Genomic DNA, 14711 nt, shown 5'->3' on the forward strand with positions numbered 1-14711 from the left:
CCTCCCAACCGGATGTTTTACCCATGAAGAAGGCAGTCGTGCTTCTCTCCGGCGGCATGGATTCAGCCGCCGTCATCGCCATGGCCCAGGAACAGGGCTTTGCCGTGCATGCCCTGAGCGTGCGCTATGGCCAGCGCCACACCTCCGAGCTGGACGCCGCCGTGCGCGTGGCCAAGGCCCAGGGCGTCATTGCCCACAAGACCGTGGACGTGGACCTGCGCAGCATCGGCGGCTCGGCCCTGACCGATGACATCGACGTGCCCGAAGCGGGCGGCGAGGGCATCCCGGTCACCTACGTGCCGGCCCGCAACACCATCATGCTGTCGCTGGCCCTGGGCTGGGCCGAAGTGCTGGGTGCCAACGACATCTTCTGCGGCGTCAACGCCGTGGACTATTCGGGCTACCCGGACTGCCGCCCCGAGTTCATCGCCGCCTTCCAGGCGCTGGCCAACCTGGCCACCAAGTCGGGCGTGGAAGGGGCGGGCATCACCGTGCACGCGCCGCTGCAGTTCCTCAGCAAGGCGCAGATCGTCAGCGAAGGCGTGCGCCTGGGCGTGGATTTCGGTCTGACCGTGTCCTGCTACAACGCCGACGCCAATGGCGCCGCCTGCGGCCACTGCGATGCCTGCCGCCTGCGCGCGCAGGGCTTCACGGATGCCGGCGTAGCCGACCCGACGCTGTACGCGTAACCGCCCCCCAGTGGGTGCGAACTGCTCCCCCGGTGGGTGCGAACCGTTGGTTCGCACGCCCTCCGCCGGGCATGGCCCGGCGCTACCGGTGTGCTGTGGTGGGTGCGAACCGTTGGTTCGCACGCCCTCCGCCGGGCATGGCCCGGCGCTACCGGTGTGCTGTGGTGGGTGCGAACCGTTGGTTCGCACGCCCTCCGCCGGGCATGGCCCGGCGCTACCGGGCTGCTGTGGTAGGTGCGAACCGTTGGTTCGCACGCCCTCCGCCGGGCATGGCCCGGCGCTACCGGGCTGCTGTGGTAGGTGCGAACCGTTGGTTCGCACGCTTTTGCCTTCCCACCCAGCCATCAAAGTAGGTTAAAATGCCGACCCCGCCGAAAGGCAGGGCATGCACGGGCCGTTAGCTCAGTCGGTAGAGCAGAAGACTTTTAATCTTTTGGTCGATGGTTCGAATCCATCACGGCCCACCAATGCATTCAAAGAGAAGACGCCCTTGGGCGTCTTTTTTTTGCTCCGCAAACGCCCTTCTGGGTCGCCCGGCTGCTCATGCCACACGCTCAATGCTGGGCTTGGCCAAGGATGACCCGGCAGCCAGCAACAAGGTGCCGAGCAGGCCGGCGCGATTGAGCACGGAGAGAGCCTCGTGAGGATGTCTGTTGGTCGCGCTCTGAATCACATCCGTCGAGCGGCGCAAAGAAGCGTAGCCCGGATGTCATGCGGGTGCTGACCTGCCTCTGCGCAGATTGATCAATCCGCGTCCCGAAGTCTAAAGGCAGGCTATTCAGGCAAGAGTGGACATCGCGGCCTGGTCGAACGGCATACTTGCGCCCCCCATGTCGTAGCAAGGAGCAGTAATTACATGACGTTTGTTGAATTGAAGCGCGTTGGCGCCATTCTTGTTGCCACTGTGGCCCTGGGGATTACGTCGGTCCAGGCCGCCGAGAAAGCGGGCGCAACGCAGGGGAATGCGGCGACGGCGGCATCAGCAAGAGCAGACGGGGTCAAATCACCAGAACGCTGGTACTACCTGGGCAGCAGTGCGTCATCCAAGACCTATATCGACAGGCAGCAGAAGCTGCGACGTGAGGGTGACACCGTCACGATGTCGATCCGCCAAGTGCTTGATACCGTACCCGACGATCTCAAGGTTCACCCCCGGACCCGATACATGGACGTCCGATCACGCTATGACTGCAAGAAGCACACCGTGGCGCACCTCTCCAGTATTGAACTCAGCGCAGACAACGAGTACCTCGGGGGCGAACCCAGGCCGCTCGATCCTGTGCCGGTGCATGCGGGCACATTGAATGCTGCGGTGATGGACGTCGCCTGCTCGGCGGGTTGAGCCCGCGCCAGGCTTCAGCGTTGCGCGGCAATCGGCTGCGCAATACCGCTTGATGATGTGGTCCGTGCGTCAGCGCGGACCCATCCGGCCTGATTGACCACCGATGCAACGTGGCCTACTTCGGGTCGGCACCCTTGGTTTGCGCCGCACTGCGATCTGCCGCCGCCTGCGCGGCAGTAGCCGCCGCATTGGCAGACCGCACCGCTGCAGCATGATCCGCATCGAACTGTGCCTGTCGCTGGGAACTGTGTCGGCGCTCAAGCTCAATCGCGTCGGCGTAACTGGCTGGGTACTTCGCGGCACACGCATGCTGCACCAACAGCACGGCACGGTCACTCAGGCCGGGCTGGATGTTGGCCAGCACGCAATCGGCGTACGGCGAGGATGAGGCGGGGCCTGCGGCCAGTGCGGCGATGATCAGTGCATTCAACATGCGAACCTCCTTGTAATTGACGACTTGACTGTACATCGGTCCGGCCCGCGCAGGGGCCGGCGTGCGATGGCGATGCAGCTACTGCGGCCGGATATCCCGGCACACCAGTTCGGCCAGGCCGCGCCAGGCCAGCGACATGCCGTCCACCACGCCTTCATCCAGGTGCTGATCGGGCGTTGCCAGCACGCGGCAACGTTCGGCGGCGTGCAGCATTTCCGCCACGGTGAGCATGCCGACGGCGGCGCGCTCGACACGCGCGAGGTCCTGCGCGCGTCCCGGCAGCAGCTTGGGTTCCGGCCAGCACAGGCCGTCGGCGGCGTCTCCATCGCGGATGCGTTTGAGGCATCCCCAGAAAGTGCTCAGATCGGGCGCGGGGTTGCCGTCGTTGGCGGCCTGGTTGACGACGGTGTGGATGGAGCGGGACGCTTGGGGCGGACGCGGGTTCATCTCGTTTTCCTCGGCACTAGGGCGGAAACGCCACCGCGCGGATGCGGGTGGCGGACGGTACGTGGCTGCAAGCCCGGAAGACATCAAGCAATTAACCGGCGGGTCCGAAGACCCCCACGCACCGCCCGCCATAAAGGCCGACGGATCACCCGCCGGCACGGTCCGGAGACAGTGCCGACGGGTGAGCGCAAACAACATGCTTGATGTCTCCCCGGGCTTGCAGGCCCGGTGCCACCCGTTGTCGGTGGCGCAGCATGTTGGTTACGCCCGCGCCTGGATTTCAATCGGAGTTTTCTGAAACTCCGCCGAGTGCAGGCGCTTACAACTATTGTCGCAGGCGCGTTTGGCGCAGCAAACGACAGGACGCGACGCATCTACTGGAACGCGTGGCGGATCGCGCTGAGAAATGGCGTAAATCGCAGTGTGCGCGCCATTCGGTGTGAAGCTGCTCGTGTATGGCTGGCTTCAATATTTCTTTCGAAGGCGGTCGGGCGAGCGCGTCTGGCGGCTGATTTTCAGTGCAGATGCGACAGGGGTGCGGCGATTGTTGCTGCGCCAACGGCAGCCGAGCGTGGGCTCGGTTCTACCGGGGAATGTCGCGTGGTGGGGCATCCACGCATGGCGTGGATCTACTTGCGTCGGTTGAGAACAATCGCTGCGATCACGCCGGCGATGCCGAGCGGGATCAGGATGACCGCCAGAAGGATGAGCCAATGCCAGATGCTGAATGCACCCATGTTCCAACTCCTTGTAGGAAACGATGCAGGGTAGCATCGCACAGCGCCATCGCTGCCAAGAGCGCGTTATGCTCGGCATCTTTCCCAGGACGGGTTGCTCCATGCGCTTGATCGTGCTGTCGCTGTTGTTGTCCGCCGTCGCTGCGACGCCGCTGTGGGCTGCCGAACCGGCACCGGCTGCACAGGCAGCGCCGGCCACGCCGCTGGTGATCGGTGAAACCTTCACCCTCGAATCGAAGGCGCTGGGCGAAACCCGCCGCATCAACGTGTACCGCCCGCAGCCCTGGGGCCTGGACCCGAAGACACCGCTGCCGGTGCTGTACATGCCTGATGGTGGCATTGGCGAGGACTTCCTGCACGTGGCCGGCCTGGTGCAGGTGCTGACCGGCAACGACAGCATGCGCCCGTTCCTGCTGGTGGGCATCGAGAACACCGAGCGCCGCCGCGACATGACCGGCCCCAGCAGCGACCCGGAAGACAGGAAGATCGCACCGCGCATCGGCGGCTCGGCGGCCTATCGCACCTTCCTGCGTGACGAACTGATGCCGCAGGTGCGCCAGCGTTACCCGACCACCGACGAGCGCGCGCTGATCGGCGAATCGCTGGCCGGCCTGTTCGTGGTGGAAACGCTGCTGCAGGAGCCGACCCTGTTCAACAGCTACATCGCGTTGGACCCCAGCCTGTGGTGGAACAAGGGCGCGTTGCTGGCCTCGACACCGAAGCTGCTGCCGGCGGTGGCCAAGGCCACGCCGCGCGTGTTCCTGGCCAGCAGCGGGCAGCCGGAGCTGGCGCAGACCACGCAGCAACTAAGCACGCTGCTGCAGGGCGCCTCGCCCTCGCTGCAGGTCGACTATCAGCCGTTCCCGCAGGAAACCCACGGCACGGTCTACCACCCGGCGGCGCTGCAGGCGCTGCGCACGCTGTTCCCGGCGCACCCGCCGGCGCAGCCTTGATGGCGCTGGCGGCTACAGGAGAAACGGTGATGAAGCACAGACGTGGATGGAGTGCGGTGATGTGCCTGGCACTGGCCGGGTGCGCGATGTCGGTGACACCACCGGCGGCGCAGGACACACCAAAGCAAGATCCGGCAGCAGCCACCGCCACGCCTGGCGTGGTGCTGCCCGATACCGAAGCGCTGCGCGTGCACGACCCGGTCGGCCGCGACTACCCGATCTGGGTTGCCCTGCCGGCCGACTACGCCGCACACCCTGAAAAGCGCTATCCGGTGCTGTACGTGACCGATGCGCTGTACAGCTTTCCGCTGGTGCGCAGCGTGCGCAACCTGGTGGGGCAGCAGGGCGTGAACATCGAGAACTTCATCCTGGTCGGGCTGCCGCCGCAGGAAGGCCTGACCTCCAAGCAGAGCCGCTCGCGTGATTACACGCCCAGCAATCCCGTGCGGAGGGCTGACGGTTACTACAGTGATGACGTGACCTACGGCGGTGCCGAGCATTACCGCGACTTCCTGGCCGCAGAGGTGCTGCCGATGATCGACGCGCGCTACCGCACCGATCCGGCGCGACGCGCGTTTGCCGGCCATTCCTATGGCGCGTTGTTTGGCGCTTATGTGCTCACCACCCAGCCGGACCTGTTCAGCACCTACATCCTGTCGAGTCCTTCGCTGTGGTTCGACGAACTGCTGCTGCCGCGCATGCAGGACAACGCCGTGGTTCCGGCACAGCCGACACGCGTGCTGCTGTCGGTGGGCAGCTACGAAACGGTCAAGCCGGGGCCGCGCTATTCCACCGGCAACGACATGCTGCGGCAGGCCGGAGATTTCACTGCCCAGCTGCAGCGTGGTGGCCGCAAGCTGCAGGTGGACAACGTGGTGATCGATGGTGAGGACCACCTGACGGTCTACCCGCGGGAGATCACCCGTGCGCTGCTGGAGGTGATGCCGGGTGTGGGACCGTACACCGGTGGCTGAGGATCGTAGCGGCACGCCGATGCCGCCCGAACTGGTTGCCAGGGTGGAAGCTCTGCTGGCCGAGCATCCCAGCCTGCGCGGGCAACCGGCAACGGACGCCGAGATCGAAGCGGCCCAGCAGATACTCGGGACCGTGTTTGCGCCGCAGTACGTGGCCTTCATCAAGCACTTCGGCGGTTCGTTCGGCGGCGTGGATATTCACGCGTTCGCGAACGGATCGTTGATCGGGCGTGAGACGGTGACCGAGCTGACCCTGGGGTTCCGTGAGCGTTACGGCGACGACGTGTCGGATCACCTGCGCACTGCGCTCGCTATTTCCGATGATGGTGCCGGTAATCCTGTTCTGATATCTGCCCGAGGTGAAATCATGCTTTACCTGCACGATGAGGGGGAGGTGGAGATGCTCTTCCCCTCGCTGTACGACATGATGAACGCGTGGCTGCCATGAGCCTGCACCTGGCGGCCGACATGGAACTGCTGAAAGAGCGCTTCATCCGCCGCGTGCGCGAGCATGGCGAGGTGTGGGGCCTGCGCAGCGAGGCGCGCGGGTGGGCGTACTGCCCCTCCAATGACGGTGACGAGGACGTGCTGGTGTTCTGGTCCGACCGGGCGTATGCCGCACGGCATGCGGTGGACGAGTGGGCGGATTACGTGCCTACCGTCATTGCGCTGGAGGCCTTCATGCAGCGCTGGCTGCCGGGCATGCAGCGCGACGGTGCCCTGGCCGGTGTCAATTTCAATGCTGATCTGGCGGGCCTGGAACTCCGCCCTGAGGTCCTGCTGGAAGCGCTGCGGTAGATCCACGCCACGCGTGGATCCGGGCTTCAGGCGGCCTGCGCGTCGGGGCCGGTCGACGGTCATCCACGCATGGCGTGGATCTACTTCAGTGTCAGTAGATCCACGCCACGCGTGGATCAAGGCTTCAGGCGGCCTGCGCGTTGGGGCTGGTCGACGGTCATCCACGCATGGCGTGGATCTACTTCAGTGTCCAGTAGATCCACGCCACGCGTGGATCAGGGCTTCAGGCGGCCTGCGCGTCCGGGCCGGTCAGCACGCCGGCATCGGCGTGGCGGAAGCACAGCCGGATGGCGTCGAGCAGCTCGCTCATGTTGTACGGCTTGGGCAGGAAGTGGATGCCATCGCGCAGCTGCGGCAGCACCGCGTGCTGGTCCATGCCCGAGGTGACCAGGATCGGCAGCTGCGGGTACAGGCCGCGCACGTGGTTGGCGGCCTCGATGCCGCTGACCAGGCCCAGGTTGACGTCGGTGAACAGCAGGTCGAAGCGCTCGCCGGCGGCCAGCAGGCCCAGCGCGGCTTCGGCCGAGCTCACGCCCACCACGTGGCACGCCTGGCTCTCCAGCGCCATGCGGCTCAGCTCGCGGGTTTCCTCGGCGTCCTCGATCAGCAGGACGCGGGGCTCTACGTGGCGCTTGGACAGCAACATGACGCGACAACTCCGGACAGCGTTTGGTGAAAAGGCGCGCAAGTATGCTCGACCGTGGGGTGATCCCGGCGTGCAGGGTTGGCTAATACGGCGTTACAGCACGCTTTGGGCGCAGTTGCAGGCTTAATACGACAATGGCGGGCAGGGCGACGGCCCTGTGCCGAGGGTCATGTTGCCGGGCAGTCATCGATGCACAGGTAGAGTCGAGGGCTGACCAACAGGAGCGACGCCCATGCAGTGCCCCGTGTGTACCACCCAGACCCTGCAGATGGCCGAGCGCCATGGCATCGAGATCGACTATTGCCCGGGCTGCCGTGGCGTGTGGCTGGATCGTGGCGAGCTGGACAAGATCATCGAGCGTGCCGGCGCTGCAGTGCCGCCGCCGGCCCCGGTGCAGGCCGCGCCGCAGGTCGCGCCGCCGCCGGTGATGCATCGCGATACCCGCCATCTTGGCCAGCGCCAGGATGAGCACCGTGGGCAGTACGGCCACGGTTACAAGAAAAAGAAGAAAGAGAGCTTCCTGTCGGAGCTGTTCGACTTCTGACGCTGTTTGTAGAGTCGAGCCGTGCTCGACTGCTTCGCTCTTTGTAGAGTCGAGCCGAGCTCGACTGCTTCGCTCTCTGTAGAGTCGAGCCGTGCTCGACTGCTTCGCTCTCTGTAGAGTCGAGCCGTGCTCGACTGGCTGTTGCCGGCAGCAGTCGAGCAAGCTCGACTCTACCGCCGGCGCAGGATGAACTCGCGGTCCAGCGTGCTGCCGACGATGAAGTCGTACTCGCCGGCCTTCTCGCAGCCATAGCGCGCGTAGAAGCGCTGCGCGGCGAAGTTCTCCTCCCACACCCCCACCCACAGGGTGCGGTGCCGGGGCTGGTCCAGCCAAGCGATGAACGCATCCATCAGGCGCGCGCCATGCCCGCCGTTCTGGTGGGCGGCGAGGATGTACAGCCGCTTCAGTTCGATGTCGCCCTCGCGTGCATCGGCATGCGGCAGGGTGTTGGCACCGGCGGCCAGGTAGCCGACCACGTCCGCATCCTCCAGCAGCAGCCAGACCGCGCTGCGCGGGTCGGACAGTTCCTCGCGCTGCGGCGCGATGCCGTAGTGGTCCTGCAGGAACACGTCCAGCTCCTGCGGCGGGTACGAATCACCCCAGGTTTCGGTGTAGGTGGCAATGGCGATGGCCGAAAGCGCTTCGGCATCGGCCAGGGTGGCGCGGCGGATCTGCAGGGACATGGTGGTGTGTAGGATGGAACGCGGCGCAGTGTAGCTGGCCCCGGCAGTTGCCGGGGCCCTGTCGTGCTTCAGAACCACATGCGCAAACCGGCCACCCAGCGTGTGTCGCGCGCGTGGTCACCGGCCTGGTCGGCAGCATCGCCGAAACTGCGCTCGTGGCTGATGCCGATGTAGGGCGCGAAGCGGCGGCTGAACTCGTAACGCAAGCGCAGGCCGGTCTCGACCTTGTTCAGGCCGCGGCCGATGCCATGTTCCGGTTCGTCCTTGGCTGCCAGCGTCGCTTCCACCAGCGGCTGCAGGATCAGCCGGTTGGTCAGCAGCACCTCGTACTCCACTTCAGCCTTGGCCAGCACCTGCCCGCCGGAGCCCAGGTAAAGCGTGGCCGAGCTTTCGAACTTGTACGGCGCCAGGCCCTGGATGCCGATGGCGGCCCAGGTGCGCGAATCGGCCGGGCGGAAATCCTGGCGCACGCCCACCAGCACGTCCCACCACGGCGACACGCTGCGGCCGTACAGCGCTTCCAGTGACGAAGACGCGGTGCGGCCACCACTGCGCTCGCCATCGCTGCGCAGCCACAGGCGGTTGATGTTGCCGCCGATCCAGCCGGTGGCTTCCCAGGCCTGGCCGTCACCGTTCCTGCCGTCCCAGTGTTCCAGGCGATCGATCAGCAGCAGGCTGTTGATGTCCGGGGCGTGTTCCATGGCGCCATGGTCGATGGGCGGGAAGGCGGCAGCGCGGTCGGCGTCGGTGGGCACCGGAATGGGTTCGCGCGGTTCACTCGGCGCGGTCATGGGCATGTCGTGGCCCATTGCCGAATGATCCATCTGCGAATGATCCATCTGCGAGTGGTCCATCGCGCCGTGGTCCATCTTCGAATGATCCATCTTGGAATGATCCATCTTCGAATGGTCGACAGGCGCCTTTGCGGGCGTGGCCATGTCATGGCCGGCATGCGCGTCATGCGACTGCGCGAACGCGGGCAGGGCGGCGGCCAGGCCCAGGGCCAGCAGGCTGCGGGAGAGGTGACGGCTCATTCTTCGATCCTCACTTCGCGCATCATGCCTGCTTCCATGTGGTACAGCAGGTGGCAGTGGTACGCCCAGCGGCCGAGTGCATCGGCGCGCACGCGGTAGCTGCGGCGCGTGCCCGGCGGCATGTCCACGGTGTGCTTGCGCACCTGGAATTCACCCTGTGCGTTTTCCACGTCGCTCCACACGCCGTGCAGGTGGATGGGGTGCTGCATCATGGTGTCGTTGACCAGCACGATGCGCATGCGCTCGCCGTAGTTCAACCGCAGCGGTTCGGCGCTGGCGAAGGGAATGCCGTCGAACGACCAGGCGAATTTTTCCATGTGCCCGGTCAGGTGCAGCTCGATCTCGCGGCTCGGCTCGCGGCCATCCGGGTCTTCGAACAGGCTGTGCATGGCGCCGTAGGTGAGCACCTGGCGGCCGTTGTCGCGCAGGCCGATGCCGGGATCATCCAGCTTGGGTTCGCTGGCCGAACTCTGCATGTCCACCAGCGGGTTGTTTCGTTCGCTGGCCGGGTGCTGCGGTGCCTTGCTGGTGCTGCCGCTGCCATGCGCGCCGTGGCCCATGCTGGCACCGCAGCCGCCTTCGATGCTCTTCATCGCGGCCATGTCGTGGCCACCGTGGCCGCCCATGTCGTGGTCACCCATGTCATGCCCCATGTCGGACATCGTCAGCAGCGGGCGCGGGTCGCGCTGCGGCACCGGCGCCTGCAGGCCATGGCGCACGGCCAGGGTGCCGGCGGCGAAGCCGGTGCGGCCCATGTCCTGGCAGAAAATGGTGAAGGCGTCCTGCCCGGTCGGTTCCACCAGCACGTCATAGGTCTCGGCCGGGGCGATGCGGAATTCATCGATGCTGACCGGGTGGATGTACTGGCCGTCGGCGGCGACCACGGTCATCTTCAGTCCAGGGATGCGCACGTCGAAGTAGGTCATCGAGGCGCCGTTGATGAAGCGCAGCAGCACCTTCTCGCCGCTGCGGAACAAGCCGGTCCAGTTGCCGGCCGGGGCGGTGCCGTTCATCAGGTAGGTGTAAGTGTGGGCGTTGACGTCGGAGATGTCGGTGGGCGTCATCCGCATGCGGCCCCACATGCCACGGTCGGCCAGGGCGGCCGACCAGCCATCGCGGCGCACGTCGCGCACGAAGTCGGACAGGGTGCGCTTGTAGTAGTTGTCGTGCTCGGCCAGCTTCTTCATGCGCCGGAACAGCGCGCCCGGATCCATGTCGGTCCAGTCCGAGAGCAGGATCACGTGCTCGCGGTCGTGGTGGTACGGCGCCGGTTCGGCCGGGTCGATGATGAGCGCGCCGTACAGGCCGGCCTGCTCCTGGAACATCGAATGGCTGTGGTACCAGTAGGTGCCCGACTGCCTCAGCTGGAAGTGGTAGTGGTAGGTCTCGCCGGGGCCGATGCCGTTGAAGCTGAGGCCGGGCACGCCGTCCATGTTGGCCGGCAGCAGGATGCCGTGCCAGTGGATGGAGGTGGGGTGGCGGTCGAGCGTGTTGCGCACGAACAGGTCTACGGTCTGGCCTTCGCGCCAGCGCAGGATGGGCGCGGGCAGCGAGCCGTTGACGGTGATGGCCGGGCGGGTGCGGCCGGTGAAGTTGGCCAGCGACTCGCCGATGGCCAGTTCGATGCGGGTATCGGTCAGCACGGCGGGCGCGCCGGCCAGGCGCGGGGTGGCACTGGCCGCGGCAAGCGCGCGCTGCGGCACGCCGATGGCGGTGGCGCCGGCCACTACGCCGCCAGCAGCCAGGCCCTGTACGAACAGGCGGCGCGACGGCATGGGCAGGCCGCCCGGGCCGGGGGGAATGCGGGTATTCATGGGGTGACTCCAGACACGGGAAGGCGCCGGCAGGAAGCCGGCAGCGGTACGCGTGGAATCAGCCGATGGGAGGGCGTGAGATGGGCGGCAGCGGCGGTGCCGGGCGGCCAGCGCCGGGCATCGGCTGCGGGGCCAGCGACAAGGCCGGGCCGGCCAGGAACGGCTGCGGCTGCACGGCCAGCAACGGGTGCTGGGCGCAGCTGCGCACGCAGTCCTTGATCTGGCAGTGGGCGTCGTGGGCCGGTGCTTCGGCCTGGGGCGCGGGCTCGGCCTTCATGCCAGCGTGGTGATGGCAATCGCCCTCGGCCGCGTCTGCGGCGGCCATGGCGTGCGTCATCTGGCCCATCTGCTCGTGCCCGCTGGCCATGGCCGCGTTCAGCCCGTTGAGCAACAGGCTGAGCATGAGCACGACGCGGAGCAGGGTCGAGGCGAGGGACATGGGCGTCAATCTAGCGGCAAGCGGCGCGCGATGCACTTCTTGCTGAATGGCGTGTTCAAGGTTGGAGCAGCGCCAATGTAGAGCCGAGCCCATGCTCGGCTGCTTCTGCGGCGACGGCAGCCGAGCATGGGCTCGGCTCTACAACGGCATACACCGCATGCGGTAGCGCCGGGCCACGCCCGGCGAGCGCGCAGCGCGGCACGGCAGAACGGTCACCCTTCCTCGCGCACGATCTCCACCAGACGCGGGCCGTAGCGGCTCAGCTTGGTGCCGCCGATGCCGCCGACCCGGGCCAGTTCGTCCAGGCTGGTCGGCCGCTGCTCGGCGATGTTGCGCAGGGTGCTGTCGTGGAAGATCACGAAGGCCGGGACGTTCTGTTCGCGCGCCAGCTCGCCCCGCAGGCTGCGCAGGGCGTTGAACAGGGCCAGGTCCTGCGGCAGCACCGACAGGCCGGTGCGCTGCGCGCTGCGCTCGCGGCCGCCGCTGGTGCTGGCGGCATCGCGGCGCATGCTGACCTGGCGGCGGCCGGTCAGCACGTCACGGCTGGCGTCGGTCAGGCGCAGCCCGCCATGGCCCTCGCTGTCCACTTCCAGCATGCTGGCCGCCACCAGCTGGCGGAACACGCTGCGCCACGTGCGCGCATCCAGGTCGCGGCCGATGGCATAGGTGCTCAGCTTGTCGTGGCCCTGCTGCTTGATCTTCTCGTTCTCGCTGCCGCGCAGGATGTCGATCAGGTGGCCGACGCCGAAGCGCTGGCCGCTGCGGTAGACGCAGCTCAGTGCTTTCTGCGCGGGAACGGTGGCATCCCAGGCGGCCGGCGGGGTCAGGCAGTTGTCGCAGTTGCCGCAGGGCTGCGGGTAGGTTTCGCCGAAGCCGGCCAGCAGCACCTGGCGTCGGCACTGCATGGATTCGCAGTAGCCCAGCAGGTGGTCCAGCTTGGACCGCTCCAGTTGCTTGCGTTCCTCGCTGGCCTCGGACTGCTCGATCATCTGCTTGAGCAGCACCACATCGCCCAGGCCGTAGCACAGCCAGGCCTCGGCGGCCTCGCCATCGCGGCCGGCGCGGCCGGTTTCCTGGTAATAGCCTTCCATCGACTTGGGCAGGTCGGTGTGCGCCACGAAGCGCACGTCCGGCTTGTCGATGCCCATGCCGAAGGCGATGGTGGCGCACATGACGATGCCGTCCTCGCGCAGGAAGCGGCGCTGGTTGTTGGCCCGCACCTCCGGCGGCAGGCCGGCGTGGTAGGGCAGGGCATTGAAACCCTGGCCGCAGAGGAATTCAGCAGTCTCCTCGACCTTGCGCCGCGACATGCAGTAGACGATGCCGGCCTCGCTGCGGTGGCCGCGCAGGAAATCGGTCAGCTGCTTGCGGGCGTTGTCCTTCTGCACCACGGTGTAGCGGATGTTGGGGCGGTCGAAGGAGCTGACGAAGTGCCGTGCCTCGGCCAGGTCCAGGCGCTCGGCGATCTCGCGCTGGGTGGGCGGGTCGGCGGTGGCGGTGAGGGCGATGCGCGGAATATCCGGCCAGCGCTCGTGCAGGACGGTCAGCTGGCGGTATTCGGGGCGGAAATCGTGGCCCCACTGCGACACGCAGTGCGCCTCGTCGATGGCGAACAGGGCGATGTGGCTGCGCGAGAGCAGGGACAGGAAGCGGCCGGTCAGCAGGCGCTCGGGGGCGACATAGAGCATGTCCAGTTCGCCGGCCAGCAGCTCGCGCTCGACGCGGGCGGCGGTTTCGCCATCCAGGGTCGAGTTCAGGTATTCGGCGCGCACGCCGAGCTGGCGCAGGGCTTCGACCTGGTCCTGCATGAGGGCGATGAGCGGGGAGATGACGATGCCGACGCCATCGCGCAGCAGGGCCGGGACCTGGTAGCACAGCGACTTGCCGCCGCCGGTGGGCATGAGGACCAGGGCGTCATGACCGGCAGCCACGTGCTCCACGATGTCCTGCTGGGGACCACGGAAATCGTCGTAACCAAAGACGCGTTGGAGCAGTTCGTGCGCGGGACGGGAAGCCATCCGGCTAGTTTACCTCCCGGAGGCGGCGGCAGGGCTGCGCCCTGCACCTGCTGGCAGCCAGAGCAACGTCAAAGGCAACAGCCGGCTCTGGGGTGTCTGCTGGTTGGGCGGGGCGGTGTGGGCTTGCAGGACACGCCGTAAACCCATCCATGGGGGCTCGTAGGCGCCATCCATGGCGCCAACGGTCCTGCAAGCCCACACCGCCCCACCCCCGACAGTTTCCCGGTGACGGTGGGTCCATCCACGCCATGCGTGGATGAAATCTGTCAGATATCGACAAACAAAATGGGGTCAGAGCCCGTTGCGTAGCAACGGGATCCGACCCCAGGGTTTGCTGGCAGATCGCGGAAAACTGTCGAAGGCGGGGTGGGTCCGGTTGAGGGGGTGTGAGCGGCATGGATGCCGCGACCAAGCCCCCATGGACGGGTTTACGGCGTCCCCCTCAACCGGACCCACCCCGCCAACTTTCAGGAAACCCGCTTTGCTCTGGCTCTGGCCTTGGATTCAAGGCCTCTGCAGGTGCAGGGCTGCAAGCCCTGCCAAACCCCCTCAACCCTTACTGCAACAGCGAGCGCAGCATCCAGGCGTACTTCTCGTGGGTCTGCAGGCGCTGGGTCATCAGATCCTCGGTCGGGGCGTCGTCGGCGTCGTCCGCCACATCCAGCACTTCACGCGCCGTACGGCAGACCGCTTCGTTGGCGACCACCAACTGGCGTACCATTTCCCGCCAGTCCGCACTGTCGGTCAGGCCCGGCTCCTCGGCGATCGAGGTCAGCGCAGCAAATTCCCGGTAGGAGCCCGGGGCATTGAAACCCAGCGCACGGATACGCTCGGCCACGTCGTCCAGCGCCGCCCACTGCTCGGTGTACTGCGTCTCGAACATCGTGTGCAGCGAGTTGAACATCGAACCGGTCACGTTCCAGTGGAAGTTGTGGGTCTTCAGGTAGAGCGTGAACGCGTCAGCCTGGAACCGCGACAGACCGTCGGCGATCTTCTTGCGGTCGCCCTGGGTGATCCCGATATCGATGTTGGGTGCCGACGGTGCCGCCGCTGCAAGCTTCTGCTTGCCGGTCTTGGGCTTGGTCGTGCTCTTGGTCTTCGCCATGGGGTTCCTCCTTGTGGAATCGTTGGCCTTCACAGTAAATCAGTCTCGATGACTG

General features: G+C 66.5%; 16 protein-coding genes and 1 tRNA gene. 8 read left to right on the forward strand and 9 right to left on the reverse strand.

The annotated features are described in order from the left end of the window. Nucleotides 1-23: 23 nt before the first annotated feature. The 3 genes from queC to C1926_RS20915 all read left to right on the forward strand — a co-directional run bounded on the left by queC (nt 24) and on the right by C1926_RS20915 (nt 2031). Nucleotides 24-689: a 7-cyano-7-deazaguanine synthase QueC gene (gene queC / locus C1926_RS20905; protein WP_108760531.1), complete on the forward strand. Its 666-nt coding sequence runs from the start codon at nt 24-26 to the stop codon at nt 687-689. Nucleotides 690-1080: 391 nt separating this feature from the next. Continuing rightward, nucleotides 1081-1156 (forward strand) — tRNA-Lys (locus C1926_RS20910). A gap of 389 nt (nt 1157-1545) precedes the next feature. Continuing rightward, a complete protein-coding gene (locus C1926_RS20915; protein ID WP_108760532.1) occupies nt 1546-2031 on the forward strand; it encodes a surface-adhesin E family protein in 486 nt (161 codons plus the stop codon). Nucleotides 2032-2146: 115 nt separating this feature from the next. Here the strand turns inward: C1926_RS20915 and C1926_RS20920 are convergent, their stop codons facing one another. Both C1926_RS20920 and C1926_RS20925 read right to left on the reverse strand, forming a co-directional pair. Next, a complete protein-coding gene (locus C1926_RS20920) occupies nt 2147-2464 on the reverse strand; it encodes a hypothetical protein (protein WP_108760533.1) in 318 nt (105 codons plus the stop codon). Nucleotides 2465-2542: 78 nt separating this feature from the next. Beyond that, nucleotides 2543-2911 carry a hypothetical protein gene (locus tag C1926_RS20925; protein ID WP_108760534.1) on the reverse strand — a complete coding sequence of 123 codons (369 nt, stop codon included), beginning with the start codon at nt 2909-2911 and terminating at the stop codon, nt 2543-2545. 838 nt (nt 2912-3749) lie between these two features. Between C1926_RS20925 and C1926_RS20930 the strand changes: the two genes are divergently transcribed. Genes C1926_RS20930 through C1926_RS20945 form a run of 4 tightly spaced genes read left to right on the forward strand, consistent with a single transcriptional unit; the run spans nt 3750 to nt 6373 of the window. Next, nucleotides 3750-4601, forward strand: coding sequence for an alpha/beta hydrolase-fold protein (locus C1926_RS20930; protein ID WP_108760535.1), 852 nt, complete (start codon nt 3750-3752; stop codon nt 4599-4601). A 29-nt stretch (nt 4602-4630) separates the two neighbouring features. Continuing rightward, on the forward strand, nt 4631-5575 hold the full coding sequence (locus C1926_RS20935; RefSeq protein WP_108760536.1) for an alpha/beta hydrolase-fold protein: 945 nt from the start codon (nt 4631-4633) through the stop codon (nt 5573-5575). 19 nt (nt 5576-5594) lie between these two features. Beyond that, nucleotides 5595-6023, forward strand: coding sequence for an SMI1/KNR4 family protein (locus C1926_RS20940; protein ID WP_108760776.1), 429 nt, complete (start codon nt 5595-5597; stop codon nt 6021-6023). After that, nucleotides 6020-6373 (forward strand): DUF2750 domain-containing protein, encoded by a 354-nt coding sequence (locus C1926_RS20945; protein WP_216822034.1) that lies wholly within the window; start codon nt 6020-6022, stop codon nt 6371-6373. The genes C1926_RS20940 and C1926_RS20945 overlap by 4 nt, the downstream gene beginning before the upstream one ends. A 223-nt stretch (nt 6374-6596) precedes the next feature. Here C1926_RS20945 and C1926_RS20950 read toward each other — a convergent pair whose 3' ends face one another. After that, nucleotides 6597-7019 (reverse strand): response regulator, encoded by a 423-nt coding sequence (locus C1926_RS20950; RefSeq protein ID WP_108747225.1) that lies wholly within the window; start codon nt 7017-7019, stop codon nt 6597-6599. Nucleotides 7020-7251: 232 nt separating this feature from the next. Here C1926_RS20950 and C1926_RS20955 point away from each other — a divergent pair, with 232 nt between their 5' ends. Beyond that, nucleotides 7252-7563, forward strand: coding sequence for a zf-TFIIB domain-containing protein (locus tag C1926_RS20955; RefSeq protein WP_108760537.1), 312 nt, complete (start codon nt 7252-7254; stop codon nt 7561-7563). Between the two features lie 170 nt (nt 7564-7733). Here C1926_RS20955 and C1926_RS20960 read toward each other — a convergent pair whose 3' ends face one another. The 6 genes from C1926_RS20960 to C1926_RS20985 form a co-directional block, all read right to left on the reverse strand. After that, the gene (locus C1926_RS20960; protein WP_108760538.1) at nt 7734-8246 is read right to left on the reverse strand and encodes a GNAT family N-acetyltransferase; all 513 of its coding nucleotides are present in this window, start codon (nt 8244-8246) and stop codon (nt 7734-7736) included. 68 nt (nt 8247-8314) lie between these two features. After that, nucleotides 8315-9280 (reverse strand): copper resistance protein B, encoded by a 966-nt coding sequence (locus C1926_RS20965; RefSeq protein ID WP_108760539.1) that lies wholly within the window; start codon nt 9278-9280, stop codon nt 8315-8317. Next, complete coding sequence (locus C1926_RS20970; RefSeq protein ID WP_108760540.1) at nt 9277-11094, reverse strand: copper resistance system multicopper oxidase; 1818 nt, start codon at nt 11092-11094, stop codon at nt 9277-9279. The genes C1926_RS20965 and C1926_RS20970 overlap by 4 nt, the downstream gene beginning before the upstream one ends. Before the next feature lie 58 nt (nt 11095-11152). Next, nucleotides 11153-11533: a CopL family metal-binding regulatory protein gene (locus C1926_RS20975; protein WP_108760541.1), complete on the reverse strand. Its 381-nt coding sequence runs from the start codon at nt 11531-11533 to the stop codon at nt 11153-11155. Nucleotides 11534-11745: 212 nt separating this feature from the next. Beyond that, on the reverse strand, nt 11746-13551 hold the full coding sequence (recQ, locus tag C1926_RS20980) for a DNA helicase RecQ (RefSeq protein WP_079222876.1): 1806 nt from the start codon (nt 13549-13551) through the stop codon (nt 11746-11748). A 556-nt stretch (nt 13552-14107) separates the two neighbouring features. Beyond that, the gene (locus C1926_RS20985; protein WP_079222875.1) at nt 14108-14656 is read right to left on the reverse strand and encodes a Dps family protein; all 549 of its coding nucleotides are present in this window, start codon (nt 14654-14656) and stop codon (nt 14108-14110) included. Nucleotides 14657-14711: the final 55 nt, after the last annotated feature.

Source organism: Stenotrophomonas sp. ZAC14A_NAIMI4_1 (genome assembly GCF_003086915.1).
Lineage (GTDB): Bacteria > Pseudomonadota > Gammaproteobacteria > Xanthomonadales > Xanthomonadaceae > Stenotrophomonas.

Bases quoted from the DNA above. Each gene is read 5' to 3' on its own strand.
- queC (WP_108760531.1), top strand. From the start codon at position 24: ATGAAGAAGGCAGTCGTGCTTCTCTCCGGCGGCATGGATTCAGCCGCC.
- C1926_RS20915 (WP_108760532.1), top strand. From the start codon at position 1,546: ATGACGTTTGTTGAATTGAAGCGCGTTGGCGCCATTCTTGTTGCCACT.
- C1926_RS20920 (WP_108760533.1), bottom strand. From the start codon at position 2,464: ATGTTGAATGCACTGATCATCGCCGCACTGGCCGCAGGCCCCGCCTCA.
- C1926_RS20925 (WP_108760534.1), bottom strand. From the start codon at position 2,911: ATGAACCCGCGTCCGCCCCAAGCGTCCCGCTCCATCCACACCGTCGTC.
- C1926_RS20930 (WP_108760535.1), top strand. From the start codon at position 3,750: ATGCGCTTGATCGTGCTGTCGCTGTTGTTGTCCGCCGTCGCTGCGACG.
- C1926_RS20935 (WP_108760536.1), top strand. From the start codon at position 4,631: ATGAAGCACAGACGTGGATGGAGTGCGGTGATGTGCCTGGCACTGGCC.
- C1926_RS20940 (WP_108760776.1), top strand. From the start codon at position 5,595: ATGCCGCCCGAACTGGTTGCCAGGGTGGAAGCTCTGCTGGCCGAGCAT.
- C1926_RS20945 (WP_216822034.1), top strand. From the start codon at position 6,020: ATGAGCCTGCACCTGGCGGCCGACATGGAACTGCTGAAAGAGCGCTTC.
- C1926_RS20950 (WP_108747225.1), bottom strand. From the start codon at position 7,019: ATGTTGCTGTCCAAGCGCCACGTAGAGCCCCGCGTCCTGCTGATCGAG.
- C1926_RS20955 (WP_108760537.1), top strand. From the start codon at position 7,252: ATGCAGTGCCCCGTGTGTACCACCCAGACCCTGCAGATGGCCGAGCGC.
- C1926_RS20960 (WP_108760538.1), bottom strand. From the start codon at position 8,246: ATGTCCCTGCAGATCCGCCGCGCCACCCTGGCCGATGCCGAAGCGCTT.
- C1926_RS20965 (WP_108760539.1), bottom strand. From the start codon at position 9,280: ATGAGCCGTCACCTCTCCCGCAGCCTGCTGGCCCTGGGCCTGGCCGCC.
- C1926_RS20970 (WP_108760540.1), bottom strand. From the start codon at position 11,094: ATGAATACCCGCATTCCCCCCGGCCCGGGCGGCCTGCCCATGCCGTCG.
- C1926_RS20975 (WP_108760541.1), bottom strand. From the start codon at position 11,533: ATGTCCCTCGCCTCGACCCTGCTCCGCGTCGTGCTCATGCTCAGCCTG.
- recQ (WP_079222876.1), bottom strand. From the start codon at position 13,551: ATGGCTTCCCGTCCCGCGCACGAACTGCTCCAACGCGTCTTTGGTTAC.
- C1926_RS20985 (WP_079222875.1), bottom strand. From the start codon at position 14,656: ATGGCGAAGACCAAGAGCACGACCAAGCCCAAGACCGGCAAGCAGAAG.